This window comes from Actinomadura coerulea (genome assembly GCF_014208105.1).
GTDB classification, from domain to species: domain Bacteria; phylum Actinomycetota; class Actinomycetes; order Streptosporangiales; family Streptosporangiaceae; genus Spirillospora; species Spirillospora coerulea.
In genome coordinates, this window is record NZ_JACHMQ010000001.1 from 2,562,070 (window position 1) to 2,581,235 (window position 19,166).

At 73.5% G+C, this 19,166-nt stretch carries 17 protein-coding genes; 11 read left to right on the forward strand and 6 right to left on the reverse strand.

Annotated elements, in window-relative coordinates; translation table 11 throughout:
* Positions 1-28 precede the first annotated feature (28 nt).
* Positions 29-952 (reverse strand): hydroxymethylglutaryl-CoA lyase, encoded by a 924-nt coding sequence (locus BKA00_RS11845; RefSeq protein ID WP_420829680.1) that lies wholly within the window; start codon positions 950-952, stop codon positions 29-31.
* A 122-nt stretch (positions 953-1,074) separates the two neighbouring features.
* On the opposite strand from BKA00_RS11845, the gene BKA00_RS11850 reads away from it, so the two are divergent.
* From BKA00_RS11850 to BKA00_RS11860, 3 genes are read left to right on the forward strand one after another with little or no spacing between them, the layout of a single operon-like run.
* Entirely contained in the window at positions 1,075-1,746 is a 672-nt protein-coding gene (locus BKA00_RS11850; protein WP_221493110.1) for an FCD domain-containing protein, read from the forward strand.
* The gene (locus tag BKA00_RS11855; protein ID WP_185024956.1) at positions 1,747-2,970 is read left to right on the forward strand and encodes a CaiB/BaiF CoA transferase family protein; all 1,224 of its coding nucleotides are present in this window, start codon (positions 1,747-1,749) and stop codon (positions 2,968-2,970) included.
* A gap of 21 nt (positions 2,971-2,991) precedes the next feature.
* Positions 2,992-3,252, forward strand: a complete 261-nt coding sequence (locus tag BKA00_RS11860) for a cysteine hydrolase family protein (RefSeq protein WP_185024957.1) — start codon at positions 2,992-2,994, stop codon at positions 3,250-3,252.
* Positions 3,253-3,325: 73 nt separating this feature from the next.
* Here the strand turns inward: BKA00_RS11860 and BKA00_RS11865 are convergent, their stop codons facing one another.
* From BKA00_RS11865 to BKA00_RS11885, 5 genes are all read right to left on the reverse strand, one after another.
* On the reverse strand, positions 3,326-4,807 hold the full coding sequence (locus BKA00_RS11865; RefSeq protein WP_185024958.1) for a CoA-acylating methylmalonate-semialdehyde dehydrogenase: 1,482 nt from the start codon (positions 4,805-4,807) through the stop codon (positions 3,326-3,328).
* 68 nt (positions 4,808-4,875) lie between these two features.
* Complete coding sequence (gene iolD / locus BKA00_RS11870; RefSeq protein WP_185024959.1) at positions 4,876-6,726, reverse strand: 3D-(3,5/4)-trihydroxycyclohexane-1,2-dione acylhydrolase (decyclizing); 1,851 nt, start codon at positions 6,724-6,726, stop codon at positions 4,876-4,878.
* A 142-nt stretch (positions 6,727-6,868) separates the two neighbouring features.
* A complete protein-coding gene (locus BKA00_RS11875) occupies positions 6,869-7,777 on the reverse strand; it encodes a Cgl0159 family (beta/alpha)8-fold protein (protein ID WP_230299010.1) in 909 nt (302 codons plus the stop codon).
* The gene (iolC, locus tag BKA00_RS11880; RefSeq protein WP_185024960.1) at positions 7,774-8,733 is read right to left on the reverse strand and encodes a 5-dehydro-2-deoxygluconokinase; all 960 of its coding nucleotides are present in this window, start codon (positions 8,731-8,733) and stop codon (positions 7,774-7,776) included. Before iolC ends, BKA00_RS11875 begins: the two co-directional genes overlap by 4 nt.
* Positions 8,730-9,611 carry a TIM barrel protein gene (locus BKA00_RS11885; protein ID WP_185024961.1) on the reverse strand — a complete coding sequence of 294 codons (882 nt, stop codon included), beginning with the start codon at positions 9,609-9,611 and terminating at the stop codon, positions 8,730-8,732. The genes iolC and BKA00_RS11885 overlap by 4 nt, the downstream gene beginning before the upstream one ends.
* A 164-nt stretch (positions 9,612-9,775) precedes the next feature.
* Here BKA00_RS11885 and BKA00_RS11890 point away from each other — a divergent pair, with 164 nt between their 5' ends.
* From BKA00_RS11890 to BKA00_RS11925, 8 genes are all read left to right on the forward strand, one after another.
* Positions 9,776-10,513: a GntR family transcriptional regulator gene (locus BKA00_RS11890; protein ID WP_185024962.1), complete on the forward strand. Its 738-nt coding sequence runs from the start codon at positions 9,776-9,778 to the stop codon at positions 10,511-10,513.
* 127 nt (positions 10,514-10,640) lie between these two features.
* Complete coding sequence (locus BKA00_RS11895) at positions 10,641-11,993, forward strand: phytase (protein ID WP_185024963.1); 1,353 nt, start codon at positions 10,641-10,643, stop codon at positions 11,991-11,993.
* Positions 11,994-12,074: 81 nt separating this feature from the next.
* Entirely contained in the window at positions 12,075-12,995 is a 921-nt protein-coding gene (locus tag BKA00_RS11900) for a LacI family DNA-binding transcriptional regulator (protein WP_185024964.1), read from the forward strand.
* 402 nt (positions 12,996-13,397) lie between these two features.
* Complete coding sequence (locus tag BKA00_RS11905; protein ID WP_185024965.1) at positions 13,398-14,393, forward strand: Gfo/Idh/MocA family protein; 996 nt, start codon at positions 13,398-13,400, stop codon at positions 14,391-14,393.
* On the forward strand, positions 14,390-15,370 hold the full coding sequence (locus BKA00_RS11910; protein WP_185024966.1) for an inorganic phosphate transporter: 981 nt from the start codon (positions 14,390-14,392) through the stop codon (positions 15,368-15,370). Before BKA00_RS11905 ends, BKA00_RS11910 begins: the two co-directional genes overlap by 4 nt.
* Entirely contained in the window at positions 15,367-16,026 is a 660-nt protein-coding gene (locus BKA00_RS11915; RefSeq protein WP_221493111.1) for a DUF47 domain-containing protein, read from the forward strand. Before BKA00_RS11910 ends, BKA00_RS11915 begins: the two co-directional genes overlap by 4 nt.
* Before the next feature lie 57 nt (positions 16,027-16,083).
* A complete protein-coding gene (locus tag BKA00_RS11920; RefSeq protein WP_185024967.1) occupies positions 16,084-17,277 on the forward strand; it encodes an ABC transporter substrate-binding protein in 1,194 nt (397 codons plus the stop codon).
* Between the two features lie 65 nt (positions 17,278-17,342).
* Positions 17,343-19,166 carry an ABC transporter permease gene (locus BKA00_RS11925; protein ID WP_185024968.1) on the forward strand — a complete coding sequence of 608 codons (1,824 nt, stop codon included), beginning with the start codon at positions 17,343-17,345 and terminating at the stop codon, positions 19,164-19,166.

Here is a 19,166-nt window from a genome sequence, read left to right on the forward strand (position 1 = left end):
GGGGCCGGGCTCCGTCCCGCGCGGCGGATCAGGGGGCGGCCGGGAACGGGCCGGCGCGGCCGAGGAGGGCCGGGAACGGGCCGGCGCGGCCGAGGAGGGCCGGGACCGGCCTGCCGAGCCGTTCGCCGAGCCAGGCCGCCGTCTCGGCGACCGCGGACATCCGGACGCCGGTGCCGGCGCCCGAGCGGTCCAGGGCGTACAGCAGGTCCTCGGTGGCGATGTTGCCGGTGGCGGCGGGTGCGAACGGGCAGCCGCCGAAGCCGCCGGTGCTGGCGTCCAGCGCGCTCGCCCCGCAGTCGAGCGCGGTCAGGGCGTTGGCGTAGCCGGTGTTGCGGGTGTTGTGGAAGTGGCAGCGCAGCGGGACGCCCGGGGCGATCCCGGCGGCGCCCGCGAGCAGCGCGCGGACCTGGGCGGGGACGCCGACACCTATCGTGTCGGCCAGGGCGATCTCGTCGGGTTCGCTCTCGGCGACCCGCCGGACGAGGTCCAGCACGCGGGCCTCGGCGACCTCGCCCTCGAAGGGGCAGCCGAAGGCGGCGGCGATCGTGACGGTGCGGCGGACGCCGGCGGCGCGGGCGTCCGCGGCGACGGCCGCCCAGGCGGCGGCCCCCTCCTCGGTCGTGCAGCCCTGGTTGCGGCGGCTGAACTCGTCGGTGGCGACCACGACGACGTTGACCTCGTCCACTCCGGCGGCGAGCGCGCGGTCGAGCCCGCGCCGGTTGAGGACGAGCCCCGCGTAGCCGACGCCGTCCGGCCTCGGGAGCCGCTCCATCACCGCCTCGGCGTCGGCCATCTGCGGGACCCGCCTCGGGTTCACGAAGCTGACCGCCTCGATCCGCCGCAGGCCCGCCGCGACGCTGCGTCCGATGAGCCGCACCTTGTCGGCGGTGGAGAGGATCGCGGACTCGTTCTGCAGCCCGTCCCGGGGCGCCACCTCGATGACTTCGACCATGAGCATCCTTTGTATGCAATCCAGAGCCGAATGCAGGGTTGCCCTGGTAAGTCTCTTGTGTCAAGGCTCACGTCTGTCTATCTTGCATGCAATCGACCGAGGGGGTTCGGATGGTCCGTGCCGTGGACCGTGTCTACACACGGCTGCGCGCCGACATCCTGGACGGCGTCCACCCGCCCGGGGCCCGGCTCGGCGAGGCCGAGCTGGCCGAGGCCACCGGCTCCAGCCGGACACCCGTCCGGGAGGCGCTGCGGCGGCTGGAGGTCGAGGGGCTGGTGGAGGTGCTGCCGCACCGCGGCGCGCGGGTCCCGGACTGGACGGCCGAGGACCTGGAGGAGATCTACGACCTGCGGATGCTGCTGGAGAGCGCCGCCGCGCGGCGCGCCGCCACCCGCGCCACCACCGCGGACCTGGACCGGATGGACGAGCTGTGCCGCCTGATGGAGGCGGCCGTCGAGCCCGGCGCCGGCCAGGACCTGGACCGCGTCGCGGCGCTCAACGCCGAGTTCCACGACATCGTCCGCGCCGCCGCCGCCAGCGGCCGGCTCGTGTCCATGCTGAACGCGGTGGTGCAGCTCCCGCTCGTGATGCGCACATTCAATCGCTACTCCCCCGCCGACCTGGCCCGCAGCTCCGCCCACCACCGGGAGCTGGCCGCCGCGCTGCGCGCCCGCGACGGAACGTGGGCCGAGTCGGTGATGCGGGCGCACGTGCTCGCCGCGAAGGCGGTCCTGCTGCGCGCCGCCCGTACCCCGGGCGAGCGGAACGACCACACGGAAACGAGGACCGGCTAGATGTCAACGCACGACGGCGCCGCGCCGGACGCCAGGGGCCCCCTTGCCGACCTGCGCGTCGTGGAGATGGGGCAGCTGCTCGCCGGACCGTTCTGCGGGCAGCTGCTCGGCGACTTCGGCGCGGAGGTCATCAAGCTGGAGCCGCCCGGCGCCGGCGACCCGATGCGCCAGTGGGGACGCGAGAAGCCGCACGGCAAGTCCCTGTGGTGGCCCGTGGTCGCCCGCAACAAGAAGTCGGTCACCTGCGACCTGCGCACCGCCGAGGGGCAGGACCTGGCCCGGCGCGTCATCGAGCGCGCGGACATCGTGGTCGAGAACTTCCGGCCCGGCACGCTGGAGCGCTGGGGGATGGACTTCGACCGGCTCCGTGAGACGAACCCCGGCCTGATCCTCGTGCGCGTGTCCGGGTTCGGGCAGACCGGCCCCTACGCGCCCCGGGCCGGGTACGGGTCGATCGGCGAGGCGATGGGCGGCATCCGCCACGTCACCGGCGACCCGGGCGGCGCTCCCGCCCGCGCCGGGATCTCGCTGGGCGACTCGCTGGCGGCGGTGTTCGCCACCATCGGCGCGCTCGTCGCCGTCCACCACCGGCACTCCACCGGACGCGGCCAGGTCGTCGACTCGGCGATCTACGAGGCGGTGCTGGCGATGATGGAGTCGCTGCTGCCCGAGTGGGCGGTCGCCGGGTACCAGCGCGAGCGGACCGGGTCCGTGCTGCCCAACGTCTCGCCCAGCAACGTCTACCCGACCGCCTCGGGCGAGATGATCCTCATCGCCGCCAACCAGGACACCGTCTTCGGACGGCTCGCCGCGGCGATGGGGCGGCCCGGACTGGGCGCCGACCCCCGGTTCGCCGGGCACGCCGACCGGGGCCGGAACATGGCCGAGCTGGACGACATCATCTCGGCCTGGTCGGCCCGGATCGAGACCGCGGACCTGCTGGAGCGGCTGCACGCCGGCGGCGTCCCGGCCGGCCGCATCTACACCGCCAAGGACATGTTCGACGATCCCCACTTCGCCGCCCGCGAGGCGATCGTGCGCCTCGTCCACCCGGACTTCGGCGAGCTCCCGATGCACAACGCGTTCCCCCGGCTCAGCGAGACCCCGGGATCGGTCCGCCGGCCCGGACCCGGGCTCGGCGAGCACAACCGGGAGGTCTACGGCGGCCTCCTGGACCTACCAGAAGACGGGATCGCCGCGCTGGCGCAGCGCGGCGTCATCTGAGCCCAGCTACCGGGAGAGCGGATGGGTTCTCGACTGGGCGTCGACGCGGGCGGCGTGTTCACCGACGTGCTGCTGGTCGACGAGCGGACCGGCGTCAGCCACCGCGCCAAGACGGCGTCCACCCGGGCGGCCGGACTGCCCGTGCTGTTCACCCGGGTCAGGTACCAGCCGGGAGGCGCGGACGGCGGCCTGTTCCGCCGCAAGATCCCCGCGCTCCGCGTGTTCGAGGAGGGCGGCCCCCTCGGCGACTTCGCCGAGGGGGCGGCCCCCCGGCCCCGGTGAGACCGGGTGACCGAGCAGTACGCCGCCGACGTCCTTGTCCCTCGACGAGGCGCTCAGGACCGTGCGCGAATCCTCATTGGGCCGTGGGGAAGGCCATTGAGGACGCCCCGTCGGCCGCGACGGGAGCGGGCCAGCGGGACGTGACGGCCTTGGCGCGTGTGTAGAAGCGCACCCCTTCGGCCCCATGGATGTGGGTGTCGCCGAACAGGGACGCCTTCCAGCCGCCGAAGGAGTAGAACGCCATCGGCACCGGGATGGGGACGTTCACCCCGATCATCCCGACGTGCACGGCGCGCTGGAACCGCCGCGCGGCCTCCCCGGACGAGGTGAAGATCGCCGTCCCGTTGCCGTAGGGGTTGGCGTTGATCAGCTCGATCGCCTCGTCGAGGGTCTCGGCGCGCAGCACCAGCAGGACCGGCCCGAAGATCTCCTCCTGGTAGGCCGCCATCTCGGTGGCGACGCCGTCGAGCAGGCAGGGGCCGACGAAGAACCCGGGGCCGGCGGCTCCGCGGCCGTCCACGACGAGCTTGGCGCCGGCCCGCTCGGCGTCCCCGACGTGGCCGGTGACGCGCTCCCGCGCCGCCTCGCTGATCAGCGGCCCCATCTCGCTCGCCGGGTCGGCGCCCGGCCCGACCTTGATCGCGCGCGCCCGGACGGCGAGCCGCTCGATCAGCGGGTCCGCGGCGGCCCCGACGGCGACCGCGACGGAGACCGCCATGCAGCGCTGGCCCGCCGAGCCGTACGCCGCCGCCGTGATCTGGTCCGCGGCCAGGTCGAGGTCGGCGTCGGGCAGGACCACCGCGTGGTTCTTCGCGCCGCCGAGGGCCTGCACCCGCTTCCCGGCGGAGCCCGCCGCCTCGTGGACGTGCCGCGCGACGGGCGTGGACCCGACGAACGACACCGCCGCCACGCCCGGGTGCGTGATCAGCGCGTCGGCGGTCTCGCGGTCGCCGTGCAGCACGTTGAACACCCCGTCCGGCAGCCCGGCCTGCGCGTACAGCTCGGCGACGAGGTTGGACGCCGACGGCACTCGCTCGCTCGGCTTCAGCACGAACGTGTTGCCGCACGCGATGGCGATCGGGTGCATCCACAGCGGGACCATGACCGGGAAGTTGAACGGGACGACGCCCGCGCACACGCCGAGCGGCTGCCGGAACGAGAAGGCGTCCACCCCGGACGACACCTGGTCGGAGTACTCGCCCTTGAGCACCTGCGCGATCCCGCAGGCGAACTCGACGACCTCCCGCCCCCGCACGACCTCGCCGCGCGCGTCGTCCAGGACCTTGCCGTGCTCGGCGGTGACCAGGCGGGCCAGCTCGTCCTCGTGCCGCTCCAGCAGGTCGCGCAGCGCGAACATGATCCGCGCCCGCCGGCTCAGCGACACCTCCGACCACGACTCGAACGCCCGCGCGGCGGTCCCCACCGCCAGGTCCACCTCGGCGCGCCGCCCGAGGACGACCTCGCCCGACTGAAGGCCCGTCGCCGGGTCGTGGACGGCGGCCGAGGTGCTCCCGCCCACCGGGACACCACCGATCCAGTGCTGGATAGAACGCATCGGGTTCCTAATCAGTTCTGGGAGTAAGCCATCCGGCAGACTCCTGGGTTGGTGGCCAGCCGGCGGGTTCAGAGGTAACGGCGCTGGGACTTCTTGCTGTCGTCGTAGTGGGCGCGCGCCCGCCGGGTGTCGTCCAGTTCGGAGACCTCGGCGACCGGGACGTCCCACCACGCCTCGCTGCCCGGGCCCGCGGCGAGGGGGTCGGTCTCCACGTGCACGACCGTCGTGCGGGGCGACGCGATCGCCTGGCGGAGCGCCTTCCTGAAGCCGTCGGCGCCTTCCGCGCGGATGACGTCGGCGCCGAGGCTGGCGGCGTTGGCGGCCAGGTCGACCGGGATGGGGTCGCCGTCCAGGCCGGTGGGGGTGCGCAGGCGGTGGCGGGTGCCGAACCGCTGGGCGCCCACGCTCTCGGAGAGGTTGCCGATGGAGGCGTACCCGTGGTTCTGGACCAGGACCACCACCAGCTTGACCCCCTCGGCGGCGGCCGTGGTGAGCTCCTGGGCCATCATCAGGTAGGACCCGTCACCGACCAGGACGAACACCTCCCGGTCGGGCGCGGCCATCTTCACGCCGAGACCCCCGGCGATCTCGTACCCCATGCAGGAGTACCCGTACTCCACGTGGTAGCCCTTGGGGTCCCGGGTCCGCCACAGCTTGTGCAGGTCACCGGGCATCGACCCCGCCGCGCACACCACCACGTCCCGCGGCCCGGCCTCGGCGTTGACGATCCCGATGATCTCGGTCTGCGCCGGCGGCGTCCCCTGCCGCTCCTCGAACGCGGCGTCGACGACACCGTTCCAGTGCTCGGTCCGCTCGCGCGCCTCACCGCGATACGACTCGGGCACCGACCAGCCGTCCAGCGCCTCGTCCAGCGCCCGGATCGCCTCGCGGGCGTCGGCCACGACCGGCACTCCCCCCAGCTTCACCGCATCGGCACGAGCGACATTGATGTTGACGAACCTCACCGACGGATGAGCGAACAAACTGTGCGACGCGGTCGTGAAATCGCTGTACCGGGTCCCGATCCCCACCACCACATCGGCCTCACGCGCCAACGCGTTGGCCGCCGTGGTCCCCGTCGCACCGACCGCCCCCACCGACGAAGGGTGATCCCACGGCAGCGAACCCTTACCCGCCTGGGTCTCGGCGACCGGAACCCCCGTCCGCCCCGCCAGCACCCCCAACTCCGCCGCCGCACCCGAGTAGATCACCCCGCCACCCGCCACGATCAACGGACGCTCCGCCCCCCGCAGCAGCTCCACCGCCTCCCCCAGCGCGGCCGGCTCGGGCACCGCACGCGCGACCCGCCACACCCGCCGCGCGAACAACTCCTCCGGCCAATCGAACGCCTCGGCCTGCACATCCTGCGGCAACGCCAACGTCACCGCACCCGTCTCAGCGGGATCGGTCAGCACCCGCATCGCCGCCAGCAACGCCCCCGGCAACTGCTCCGCCCGATTGACCCGATCCCAGTACCGCGACACCGGCTTGAAGCAGTCGTTCACCGACACATCCAGCGACCGCGAATCCTCCAACTCCTGCAACACCGGACTGGCCGCCCGCGTCGCGAAGATGTCACCCGGCAGCAGCAGCACCGGCAACCGGTTCACCGTCGCCAACGCCGCACCCGTCACCATGTTCGTCGCACCCGGCCCGATCGACGTCGTACACGCCAACGTCGACAACCGATCACTCATCCGCGCGAACCCGGCAGCCGCATGCACCATCGCCTGCTCATTACGCGCCATGAAATACGGCAGCTCACCACCATGCTCCAGCAGCGCCTGCCCCATCCCCGCCACATTGCCATGCCCGAAAATCCCGAAACACCCCGCGAAGAACCGCCGCTCCTCACCATCCCGCTCGCTGTACTGCGCAGCCAGGAAACGCACCAGCGCCTGCGCCACCGTCAACCTCATGACCGCTCCTCCACACCACGTGCCCGGGGCAGGGGCGGCCGCGAACCGACCGGCCGCCCTCCCCGGCTCTTCCGGATCCAGGTGTGCGCCGGGTCACCGCAGATGCGCCACGCGCGCTCCCGCGACGGTCCGGCCACCACGTTCACAGCAGTTCCACCGCGGCGTCGACGGCCGCGGCGACATCGCCATCCGGCGGATACAGCAGGGACCGGCCCACCACCAGACCCCGCACGGTCGGCAGCCGCAGGGCACGGCGCCAGCCCTCCCGCGCGGCGACGGGATCGGCGGCCACCTCCCCGCCCAGCAGCAGCGCGGGCAGCGTGGACGCGGCCATCACCCGCTCCATGTCCGCCACCACCGGCACCTTCAGCCACGTGTACGCCGACGTCGTCCCCAACCCCGACGCGATCGCGACCGCACGCGTCATCGCCTCCGGCGACAGGTCATTGCGGACCCGCCCGTCCACCCGCCGGGAGATGAACGGCTCCACCATCGCCATCAGCCCATGCCCGGCCAGCTCCGACACCGCCCGAGCGCACGCCTCCAACGTGCGCACAGTCGCCGGGTCGTCATCGTCCACCCGAACCAGCATCTTGCCGCCGTCCAGTCCCGACGCCGCGATCGCATCCGCGCTGTAGGCGGTGAAGCGGTCATCGATCTCAAACGCCGAACCCATCAGGCCGCCCCGGTTCATCGAACCGATCACGACCTTGCCCTCCAGCACGCCCAGCAGCAGCAGATCCTCGATCACATCCGCCGTACCCATCACGCCGTCCACACCCGGCCGCTCCAAGGCGACGCACAACCGGTCCAGCAGCTCACCCCGATCGCCCATCGCCAGTGGATCGCCACCGGCCGCCAGGGCGCCACGCGCCGGGTGATCGGCGGCCAGCAGCATCAACCGCCCCGACTCCCCGACCAGCGAGTCCTGCCTGGTCCTGCGCTCCGCCGCCTCGGCGATCGCCTCCGGACGCATCACCCGCGTCTCGGTCAGCCCCGCGATCCTCTCCGCCCGCGCGTCGGCGGGCGGCACCGGAATGTCGAGCGTCATGCGGCCACCTGCTCAGCCAGTGCCAGTACCTCGTCCGTCGCGGGCATCGCCGCGGAGCACGCCAGCCGGGACGCGACGATCGCGCCGGCCGCGTTGGCGAAGCCCAGGACGCGCGGCAGGTCCCAGCCGGACAGCAGCCCGTGGCAGAGGGCACCGCCGAACGCGTCGCCCGCGCCGAGGCCGTTGACGACCTCGACCGGCACCGGCGGCGCCTCGGCGGTCCGCCCCTCGGCGTCGACGGCGAGGACGCCGTCCGGTCCGCGCTTCACGACGGCGAGCCGGACGCCCCGGTCGAGGAGCGCGCGGGCGGCCAGGAGAGGGTCGCCCTCCCCCACGGCCACCTCGCATTCGGCGATGTTGCCGACCGCGACGGTGGCGTGTTCGAGGGCCTCGCCCGCCCAGCGCCGCGCCTCCTCCCGCGACTCCCAGAACATGGGCCGGTGGTCGAGGTCGAGGACGGTGAGAGCGGACCGGCGGCGGGCGCCGAGCGCCGCGAGCGTCGCCGTCCGGGACGGTTCGGCGCACAGCCCCGTCATCGTGACCCACAGCACCCCGGCGCCCTCGATCGCGGACCGGTCGAGCTCGTCCGCGCGGATCTCCAGGTCGGGCGCCTTCGGGAAGCGGTAGAAGTACAGCGGGAAGTCGTCGGGCGGGAACAGCTCGCAGAAGGTCACCGGCGTCGGCAGGCCGGGGACGTCGGCGACGTACCGGTCGTCGACGCCGTACTCGGCGAGCGCGCGGCGGACGAAGCGGCCGAACGGGTCGGCGCCGGTCCGGGTGACCACGGCGGCGCGGCGGCCGTGCCGGGCGGCGGCGACCGCGACGTTGGTGGCGCTTCCGCCGAGGAACCGCGCGAACGTCTCGACCTCCTCCAGCCCGACACCGGAGGCCAGCGGGTAGAGGTCGACGCCGACGCGGCCCATGGTGATGACGTCGAAGGACGCGGCGCCGCTCATGAGCCGATCCCGGTGAGGTACTCGACGCAGGCGCGGACGTCGGCCAGCGGACCGGCGCCGGGGTCGGGTTCGCGGTCGAGGACGGTGTCCTGCTCCAGGACGTACCAGCCGTCGTACCCGGCGCCTTCGAGGGAACCGACGATCGCGGCGATGTCGACGTCCCCCGCGCCGAGGGAGCGGTAGAGGCCCGCGCGGACGGCCTCGGTGTAGGGCGTCCGGCCCTGCCGGACGCTCTCGGCGAGCTCGGCGTCGACGTCCTTCAGGTGGACGTGCGCGATCCGCCCGGCGGCGTCCGCCGCCAGCTCGACCGGGTCGGTGCCGCCGATCAGCAGGTGGCCGGTGTCCAGGCACAGGGGCACCCCCGACCCGTCGAGGACGCGCCGCACCTCGTTGGATCGTTCCACCATGGTCCCGACATGCGGGTGGAGCACGGCCCGCACGCCGGCCTCCGCGGCCAGCGAGGCGATCCGGTCGAGATTGGTCAGCAGCGCCGTCCACCCGGCCGCGCCGAGCGAGGGACGCTCGTCGTAGCCCTCCAGCCCGTGCACGGCGGCCAGCACCAGCGTCAGTTCCGACTTGGAGCGTTCCACCCCAAAGCCGGCCAGGACCCGCCGCACCTCGGGCAGCGGGTCGCGGTCCGGGTCGTGCAGCACGACGGGCGCGAAGCCGCCCACCGCGCGGAGTCCGTACTCGGCCAGCAGGGCGGCGCGCTCCCCGGCCCCGGCCGGCAGGAAGCCGTCCGGCCCGAACTCCGTGGCGGCCAGCCCGAGGCCGCGCATCTCCCCCAGCACCCGTCCGGGGTCCATCTGGTGCCCCCAGCCGGGCACCTCGCACACCCCCCACGAGATCGGGGCTCCCGCGACGCGGTCGTTGATCATCGGCTCACCATCTCCCTGGGACGGGCCCGGCTCCGTACTCGGCATCGGCCTCGCCGAGTCTGCTGAAGGCCGGGAAGGTATGTCAATAGTTTGTTATGACATTATGAGGTAATAAGCTAAAGGACGGCGGCGGGTACGATCGTCCCGACGAGAGGAGGCGCCGGGTGTACCGACCGCGCGTGACCGTGGACCGCAGTAGCCCCGTCCCGCTGTACTACCAGCTCGCACAGCAGCTGGAGGCGGCGATACGGGAGGGCGAGCTGTCCCCGGGCACCCGCCTGGAGAACGAGGTCGAGCTGGCCGACCGGTGCGGGCTGTCGCGCCCGACCGTCCGGCAGGCGATCCAGCACCTGGTGGACCGGGGACTGCTGGTGCGCAAGCGCGGCGTCGGCACCCAGGTGGTCCAGTCGGAGATCCGCCGCCCGATCGAGCTCACCAGCCTGCACGACGACCTCGCGGCGGCGGGGCGCGAGCCGCGCACCGAGGTCCTGGAGCTCGGGCCCGTCCCCGCCGAGGACCAGGTGGCCAAGGAGCTCGGCGTCACGCCCGGCACCGAGGTCACGAGGATGCGCCGCATCCGGTTCACCGGCGACGAGCCGCTCGCCCTGCTCACCAACTACCTGCCGCCCGACCTGCTCAGGATCAGCGAGGCCGACCTCGTCGAGCACGGCCTGTACGAGCTGCTGCGCGCGACGGGCATCAACCTGCGCATCGCGAACCAGACGATCGGCGCCCGCGGCGCGACGGCGGCCGAGGCCCGGCTGCTGGACGAGCGGCGCGGCGTCCCGCTGCTGACCATGACCCGCACCGCCTACGACGACAAGGGCGGCGCGATCGAGTACGGCTGCCACGTCTACCGCGCCGACCGGTACTCCTTCGCCCTGACCCTCGTCGAGCGCTAGCCGCCCGGCCCCGGGGCCGGGCGGCGAACGCCCGGGGAAATCCTCGTGATCAATTAGAGCGCTCTATTGAATTAGAGCGCTCTAATGCTTACGGTTCAGGCATCCCCCACGCATCAGGAGGAACCCGATGCAGTTGCGACCCACCCCCCAGGGCGTCCGCCTGGCGGCCGCGGCGACGACCGCCGCGCTCGCCGCGGCCTTCCTGTCGGCCGCCCCCGCGGCCGCCGACGGCGACGAGCTCGCCCAGGTCCGCGCCGCGCTGGAGACGCCCGCGAACCTCGACGACGACGCGGGCGGCAACGCCAACGCCGACGACCCGGCCATCTGGAGCCACCCGGACGACCGCGACGGCGACCTGATCGTCGCGACCCTGAAGAAGGGCGGCCTCGCGGTGTACGACACCGCCGGCCGGGAGATCCAGCGGCTCGCCGCCCCCACCCCGCCCCGGCCCGGCGACGAGGCCGGACGCTTCAACAACGTCGACCTGATCTACGGCTTCCAGCTCGGCCGCCGCAAGGTCGACCTGGCCGTCGTGTCCGACCGCGGCCGCGACACCGTCCGCACCTACGCGATCGACCCGGCGAAGGCCGAGGACCACCGGGCCCCGCTCACCGACGTCACCGACCCCGCGGCCCCGCCCGTCTTCTCGTCCTCGCTCGACGAGATCAACGAGCAGGCGACGGCGTACGGGCTGGCGTCCTGGAAGGATGCCCGCGGCACCTCCTACGTCGCGCTCAGCCGCCGGCACACCTCCCGGATCGGCACCGTCCGGCTGGAGGCCACCGCCGCGGGCACCGTCACCTACCGGCACGTCCGCGACGTCGACCTGCCCACCTCGTTCGCCCTGCCGGGCGGCGGCACCTGGGCGCCCTGCGAGGACCCCGGCGAGGGACCGCAGGTCGAGGGCATGGTCGCCGACCCCGAGAACGGGGTGCTCTTCGCCGCCCAGGAGGACGTCGGCATCTGGCGCATCCCGCTGGGCAGCGGTACGCCGCAGCTCGTCGACAAGGTCAGGGAGTACGGCGTGCCCGCCGCCTACGACCCCGAGACAGAGGAGTGCGCTCCGAGCGGACCCGACCCCGGTGTCGGAGGCAGGCACCTCACCGCCGACGCCGAGGGCCTGTCCATCTACCGGCAGGACGACGGCGAGGGCTACCTGCTCGCCTCCAGCCAGGGCGACAACACCTTCGTGGTCTACGACCGCGAGAACCCGGCCCAGTACCTCGGCCACTTCCGCGTCGCCCCCGGCACCACGGTCGACGGCTCGGAGGTCTGCGACGGGGCGATGGTGACCAGCGCCCCCATCGGCGGATTCGAGAACGGCCTCCTCGTCGTCCACGACGGCGTCAACACCCCCACCGTCACGGACGGCAACGGCGAGGTCCGGGAGAACACCAACTTCAAGCTCGTCGACTGGGAGGATGTGGCGGACCCGCTCGACCTGGACGTCACGCCCGGCGACTGGGACCCGCGCGACTAGCGACCACAGCACGGACCGCACCGACGCCAGTCGCCGCCATGCCCCCATGGCGGCGACTCGCCGTACCCGGGAGAACACCGCATGACCCACCCGACCCTGGAGGACGTGGCCGCGCGAGCCGGAGTGTCGCGCGCGCTCGTGTCGCTGGTGATGCGCGGCTCCCCCAAGGTCGGCAAGGAGCGCCGCGAGGCGGTGCTCCGGGCGGCCCGGGAGCTCGGCTACCGGCCCAACATGATGGCGCGGGGCCTCGCGGCCGGCCGGACGGGCATGATCGGCGTCCTCCTCTCCGACCTCCACGACCCCTGGTCCGGCGCGGTCTACGACGGGCTCGCCGACGAGGCCGCCCGGCGCGGCGTCCGGCTCCTGCTGGCCACCGGGCGCGGCGGCCCGGCGCGCGAGCGGGCCGCCCTGGACGACCTGCTCGACCTGCGTCCGGACGGTGTCGTCCTGGCCGGGCCGAGGCTGGCCGCCGCCGACATCGAGCGCGCCGCCGCCGGATGCGCCGTGTCCGTGGTCGGGCGCTCCGTGCGCTCCGACCGCGTCGACTGCGTGACCGGCGACGGGGCCGCGGCCGTCGAGCGGGCGCTCGGGCACCTGGCGGACCTCGGCCACCACCGCGTCGCCTGCCTCGACCTCGGGCCCCGCCCCTCGCCCCTGCGCCGCGCGTGCCCGCCCGGGTCCGTCGCCGCCCATCCGGACGAGCTGTGGCGGCGGCCCGAACCGCCGGCGGCCGTCCTCGCGCTCGGCGACGCGACGGGCACCGCCGCGCTCACCGCGCTGCTGCGCGCCGGGAGGCGCGTGCCGGACGACGTCTCGCTGATCGTCCACGGCGACCCGCCGGGGGCGCGGGCCGCGGGGGTGACGACCGTCGCCTCGCCGCCCGCGGAGATGGGCCGCGAGGCCGCGGCGCTCCTGCTGGACCGGATCGGGGACGGCGCGCCGGCGGCGACCCGGCGCGTCACCGTCCCGCCCGTCCTCGACGAGCGCGGCACCACCCGGTAGCCCGGCCCCGGAAGCGGCCCTCGACGGGCGTGCCCTCCCGGCTCCGGCCGATCGCGCGGCACGCCCTTCAGCCATGCCCGCGGCACGGCTGATCCGCCCTGCCCGCGGCACGCGGATCCGTCGTGCCGCCCCTCGCGCGCCGCTTCTGGCCGGAGGCGGCCGATCGTGGCCGGGTCGCGCCCCGCCGTTCCCGCAGCTCCGCCCGCCCCTCGGCCGGCGCGAGGAAGACTCCAGTCCAAGTAAGAACGTCAAGATGTAAGTACAAAGTCTTGACTGCCGTTCGGGCTCGGGCTACAAATGTGCCGCAAGCCACACGAAGATGACGAGCAGATGAACAACCGGTGTCCGCCGCCGGTCCATCAGATGAACTCGCCATCCGATCGGACAGCCATGGGAGGCACCATGCGGGTCGGACTGTTGGGCGCGGGGCGGATCGGGGCGTCGCACGCCCGGTTCCTGGGCGGCCATCCCCAGGTCGACACCCTGCTGATCGGAGACGCCGACGTCCGCCGCGCCGCGGCGCTGGCGGGGCCGATCGGCGCCCGGGCCGGGGACCCGGAGACCGTGCTCGCCGCCGGGCTCGACGCGGTCGTCATCGCCACGCCGACGTCCACGCACGCCGAGCTGCTCGTCCGCGCCTGCGACGCGGGCGTCCCGGTGTTCTGCGAGAAGCCGGTCGCCCCCGACCTGCGCACGACGCTGGAGGTCCGCGACCGGGCCGCCAAGACGGGCGTGCCCGTGCACGTGGGCTTCCAGCGCCGGTTCGACGCGGGATACTCGGCGGCGCGGCAGGCCGTCCTCGACGGACGTATTGGAGCGCTCCACCGCGTCCACCTGGTCACCGCCGACCCGGCGCCGCCGCCGGCCGAGTACGTCCGCTCGTCCGGCGGCATCTTCCGCGACTGCCACATCCACGACTTCGACATCCTGCGCTGGGTCACCGGGCGGGAGGTCGACTCGGTCACCGCCGTCGGCGCCAACCGGGGCGACGCCTACTTCTCGGCCGCCGGGGACGTGGACACCAGCGCCGCCGTCCTGGTCATGGACGACGGGACGCTCGCCACGCTGCAGGGCTCGCGGTACAACGGCGCCGGGTACGACGTGCGCATGGAGCTGTCGGGCACCGCCGGCACCTGGGTGGTCGGGCTCGACGAGCGCGCCCCGCTCCGGTCGGCCGAGCCCGGCGTGGACTGGCCTCCCGGCGATCCGTGGACGGACTTCCAGGAACGCTTCGAGCCCGCGTACGCGAACGAGATTGGAACGTTCCTGGAAATGGCCAGGGGCCGCACCGGCAGCCCCTGCACCATCGACGACGCGCTGGAGGCGTTCCTCGTCGCCGAGGCCGCCACGCTCTCGCTGCGCGAGGGCCGCCGCGTCCCGCTCGCGGAGATCCGATGATCTGGGCGGTGGCGTTCGGCACCGTCGCGCTCGCCTTCGTCTGGGTGACCGGCGTCAACGACGGGGCGGCTCTGCTCGGCCTCAGCGGACGCTACCCCCGCTCGTCCGGGCTGCTGCTGACCGCGCTGGTGCTCGTCCCCCTCGTCCTGGTCCCGCAGGTGACGGTCACGGTCGCGCGGACGTTCACCGAGGGCCTCACCGACCTCGGCGACCGGCGCGGCGCGCTCGCCTTCCTGCTCGGCGTGACCGTCGCGCTCGCCGTCGTCGCCGGGCTCACCAGGCGCGGGCTGCCGACCAGCCTGACCCTCGCGATCGTCGGCGGCATCGGCGGCGCGGGGCTCGGCATGGGCCTGGACGTGGCCTGGGGCGGGCTCGGCCTCGTCCTGGCCGTCGGCGCCGCCGCCCCGCTGGTCGGCACGTCCGTCGGGTTCGGGCTCGGGCTCGCGTCGCGGCGCGTGCCGTCCTTCACCGGGATGCCCGGAGCCGTCCGGACCGCCCACGTCCTCGCCTACACCGCCCAGTGCGCCGCCTACGCCGCCAACGACGGGCAGAAGATGCTCGCCGTCGTCAGCGTGGCGCGGCACGTGGTGTCCACGCGGCGGCTCGGCGGGGTCGGCCCCGTCCAGCCGACCCCGCTCGTGCTCATCGCGATCGCCGTCGTCTTCTGCGCCGGCGCGCTGAGCGCCGTCAACCGGGTCGGCGAGCGGCTGGGGCGCGGGCTCGTGCTGGCCAGGCCGCTGCACGTGGTGTCCACGGAGGCGGCGGCGGCCGCGTCGGTCGCGGCCAGCTCCCTCGCGGGCGCGCCGGTCAGCATGACGCAGTCGGTCACCGCCGGGGTCGTCGGCGTCGCCGCCAGCGAGGGCGCCTCCCGGGTGCGCTGGCAGAACGTCGTCGGCATCGGCGCCGCGTGGCTGTTCACGCTGCCGTTCGCGTTCGCCGCCGGGACGCTCGGCGGCGTCGCGGTGAGGACCCTGTGAGCGCCGCCGTGCGGCCCGTCCGCCGCGTCCGGCTCATCTGGGACGACCTGCGAGGACGCTCCGGGGACCGGGTCGTCGGGCAGGTCGCCCGGCAGATCCGGGCCGTCCGCGACGGCGCCGAGCTGGCCCGGGAGATGGCCGCCGGTCGCGTCCCCTCCGGGGAGGCCCGCGCCCGGATGGCCGAGATCGAGCACGCCGGGGACGCCGAGCGCGCGGCGCTCGCCGCGATGCTGCGCGGCGTCCTCGCCACCCCCATCGACCGGGAGGACCTGTACCGGCTCTCCCGCTCCGTCGACGACGTCCTGGACAACCTCCGCGACTTCGTCCGCGAGGCCGACCTGTTCGGGCCGCCCGGACTCGGCTTCGCCGTCCCGCCGCTGGACGCGGTGCTGGAGGGGCTGACCTCCCTCGACACCGCCGTCCGGAAGGTCCTCGCCGAGCCCGCCGCGGTCACCGTCGCGGCGCTCGGCGCGCGCAAGGCCGGAAACCGCGTCCGGGAGACCCGGCAGGCGGCGCTGACCCGCCTGTTCGCCGGCCCGCTGGACATCGACGTCCTGCGCAGGCGCGAGCTGCTCGACCGCCTGGACGCGGTGGGGCGGCGGCTCGGCGAGGCGGCCGACGCGCTGTCGGACGCGATGCTCAAACGCAGTCACTGATCGAACCATGAAGCCGCAGGTCGGGGCTGCGGGCACAGCGCAAGGAGAGAGACCGACATGATCCGCACCATGATGACCGGGCGCCGGGCACGGGCCGGGGCCGCCGTCGCGGCCGCCCTCGCCACCGCGGCGCTGAGCGCCTGCGCGCCGTCCAGCGAGGGCCAGGCGGGGGCCGACCAGCCCCTGCCCTCCGTGACCGTGGAGGACGCGGCGTCCTTCGACCTGAACGCGCTGATCGCCGCGGCGAAGAAGGAGGGGAGCGTCCTCGCCTACGACGGCAGCGGCGACGTCAAGGACATGGCCGCCGCGTTCGAGAAGAAGTACGGCATCAAGGCCGAGGGCGAGAAGTCCAAGGCCGCCGCGACCGCGGAGAAGATGACGCGCGAGGCGCAGGCCGGCAACGTCACCATCGACGTCAGCCTGTTCGAGGACGGCCCGATGCTCGTCGGCCAGCTCCTCCCCCAGAAGATCGTCACCACCTGGATCCCGCCGGACCTCGCCAAGACCATCGGTGAGAAGAACCGGAACCCGCTGATGATGATCTCGAAGGCGTACGTGTTCGCCTACAACCCCAAGCTCAACCCCGGCGGCTGCCCGGTGAAGAACGTCTGGGACCTGACCGATCCCCAGTGGAAGGGCAAGGTCATGATGCAGGACCCGCTGGGCAAGGAGGTCTTCACCCAGTGGTTCACCCAGCTGTCGGAGCGGAGCTCCGACAAGCTCGCGGCCGCCTACGAGCAGCTCGGCAAGGGCAAGCTCAAGACCGGGGAGGACGACGCCGCCCACGAGTGGGTGAAGCGGCTGGCGAAGAACGACCCGGTGCTGACCACCGAGGACGAGGACGTCGCGACCGCCGTCGGGGCCCCCAACCAGACCCGGACGACGATCGGGCTGTTCTCGATCGCGAAGTTCCGCGACCTGGAGGGCAAGGGCTTCAACATGAAGGTCTGCGAGGGCCTGAACCCCTGGACCGGCTTCGCCTACCCCAAGTTCGCGACGATCGCGGCGAAGTCCAAGCACCCCAACGCCGCCAAGCTGTTCGTCCACTTCGCCATGTCGAAGGAGGGCTTCGACCTCGAGGCCCACTCCGGCGGCGTGTCCGGCAACGACGCGGTCGGGGTGAGCCCGCACAACCCGCCCGGCCTCACCGACTGGAACACCCAGCTGTACTGGTTCTCCTCCGACAAGCTGCTCGCCGACTTCCGCAACCGCCAGGACATCAAGGACTTCTGGCGCGTCAACCACTCCTGAGCACTGCCCGACCCCCGGCGGGCCGCACGAGCGGCCCGCCGGGCTCCACCCCGGAGGAAGAACCCATGGCGGTCGCCGCCTCCGCACGGCCCGTGTCACGCGGCCGGCGCGTGCTGTACCGGTCCCGCGTCCTGCTGCGCAACCCCACCGTGCTGCTCGGCCTCGTGCTGAGCGCCGCGCTGCTCTACCTCGTCATCGCCCCCCTCGTCTCGGTCGTCTCGGACGCCGGCCGCGTCCAGTACGGCGACGAGGCCCGCTCCGGCCAGGGCGCCGGCTCGTGGACGAGCTACTACCTGTGGCGGGTGTTCCGCTCCCCGGTCAGCAGGCTGCTGTTCTGGGAACCGCTTCTGCACACCCTCACGGTCGCGGTCGGCGTCATCGCGTTCGCGCTCGCCGTCGGCGGGTCGATGGCGTGGCTCGTGACCCGCACGAACGTCCCGGGCCGCACGTTCCTGGCCGGCGCGCTGGTCGTGCCGTACATGCTGCCGTCCTGGACGTTCGCGCTGGCGTGGCTGTCGCTGTTCAAGAACGAGCGATCCGGCGGGCAGGTCGGCTACCTGCAGGGGGCCGGGATGCACACCCCCGACTGGCTCGCCTACGGGCCGGTGCCGATCATCGTGACGCTCGGCCTGCACTACTACCCCTTCGTGCTGCTGCTGTTCGGCAACGCGCTGCGCCGCATCGACTCGCAGCTGGAGGACTCGGCGCGCATCCTCGGCGCCGGCGGCCGGACGGTCCTGCGCCGCATCACGCTGCCGCTGATGCTGCCGGCGCTGTCGTCGGCGGTGCTGCTCGTCCTCGGCCGCGTCCTCGGCACGTTCGGCACCCCCTACATCCTCGGGCTGCCGAGCGACTACAACGTCCTGTCCACGAGCCTGTACCACGCGATCCGCGACCGCAGCACCGGCGTCGCCTCGACGATCGCCAGCGTGATCGTGCTCATCGGAGTGCTCGTCGTCCTGGTCGACACCCGGCTGGTGCGCGAGCAGCGCAAGTTCGTCACCGTCGGCGGGAAGGGCGCCATGGACCGCCGCGGCGACCTGCGCCGCTGGCGGTGGCCCGCGTTCGGGCTGGCGATGGCGGTGTTCGCCGCGAGCGTCGTCATCCCGGTCCTGACGCTGCTGCTGTCCACGATCACCAAGACGCCCGGCGTGTTCAGCCCCGGCAACTTCACGCTGAGGTACTGGTTCGGCTCCGACATCGAGGGCGCGGTCGGGTTCCCGCACGGCGTGCTGCGCGGAGGCGAGCTGTGGGAGGCGGCCTGGAACAGCGTGCGGATCGTCGGGCTGGCCGCGCTGGTCTGCGGCTTCGCCGGGCTCCTCATCGGCTACGTGGTGGTGCGCGGCGCCGGGAGCCGCGTCTCGGCCTTCCTGCGGCAGGTGTCGTTCCTGCCGTACCTGGTGCCCGGCATCGCGTTCGCCGCCGCGTGCCTGTCGCTGTTCGCCGTCCGGCGCGGCCCCGTGCCCGCCCTCTACGGGACGATCACGCTGCTCGTCCTGGTGATGGTGGTGACGCACCTGCCGTACTCGTCCCGGTCGGGGATCTCGGCGATGATGCAGCTCGGCCGGGAGCCGGAGGAGGCCGCGCAGATCAGCGGGGCGCGCTGGCCGACCCGGATGGTCCGCATCATCATCCCGATCCAGCGGGGCGCGCTCGTCACCGGCGTCGTCCTGCCGTTCATCTCCGGGCTGAAGGAGCTCAGCATCGTCATCATGCTGACCACGTCCGGGACGCAGCTGCTCACCACCCTGTCCATCGGGCTCGTCGACTACGGCTACACCCAGCTCGCCAACGGCGTCGTGCTCGTCATCGCCCTGCTCTCGTTCACCATGACCTACCTGGCCCAGCGGCTCACCAAGAGCAGCCTGGCCTCGGGCATCGGAGGTTGA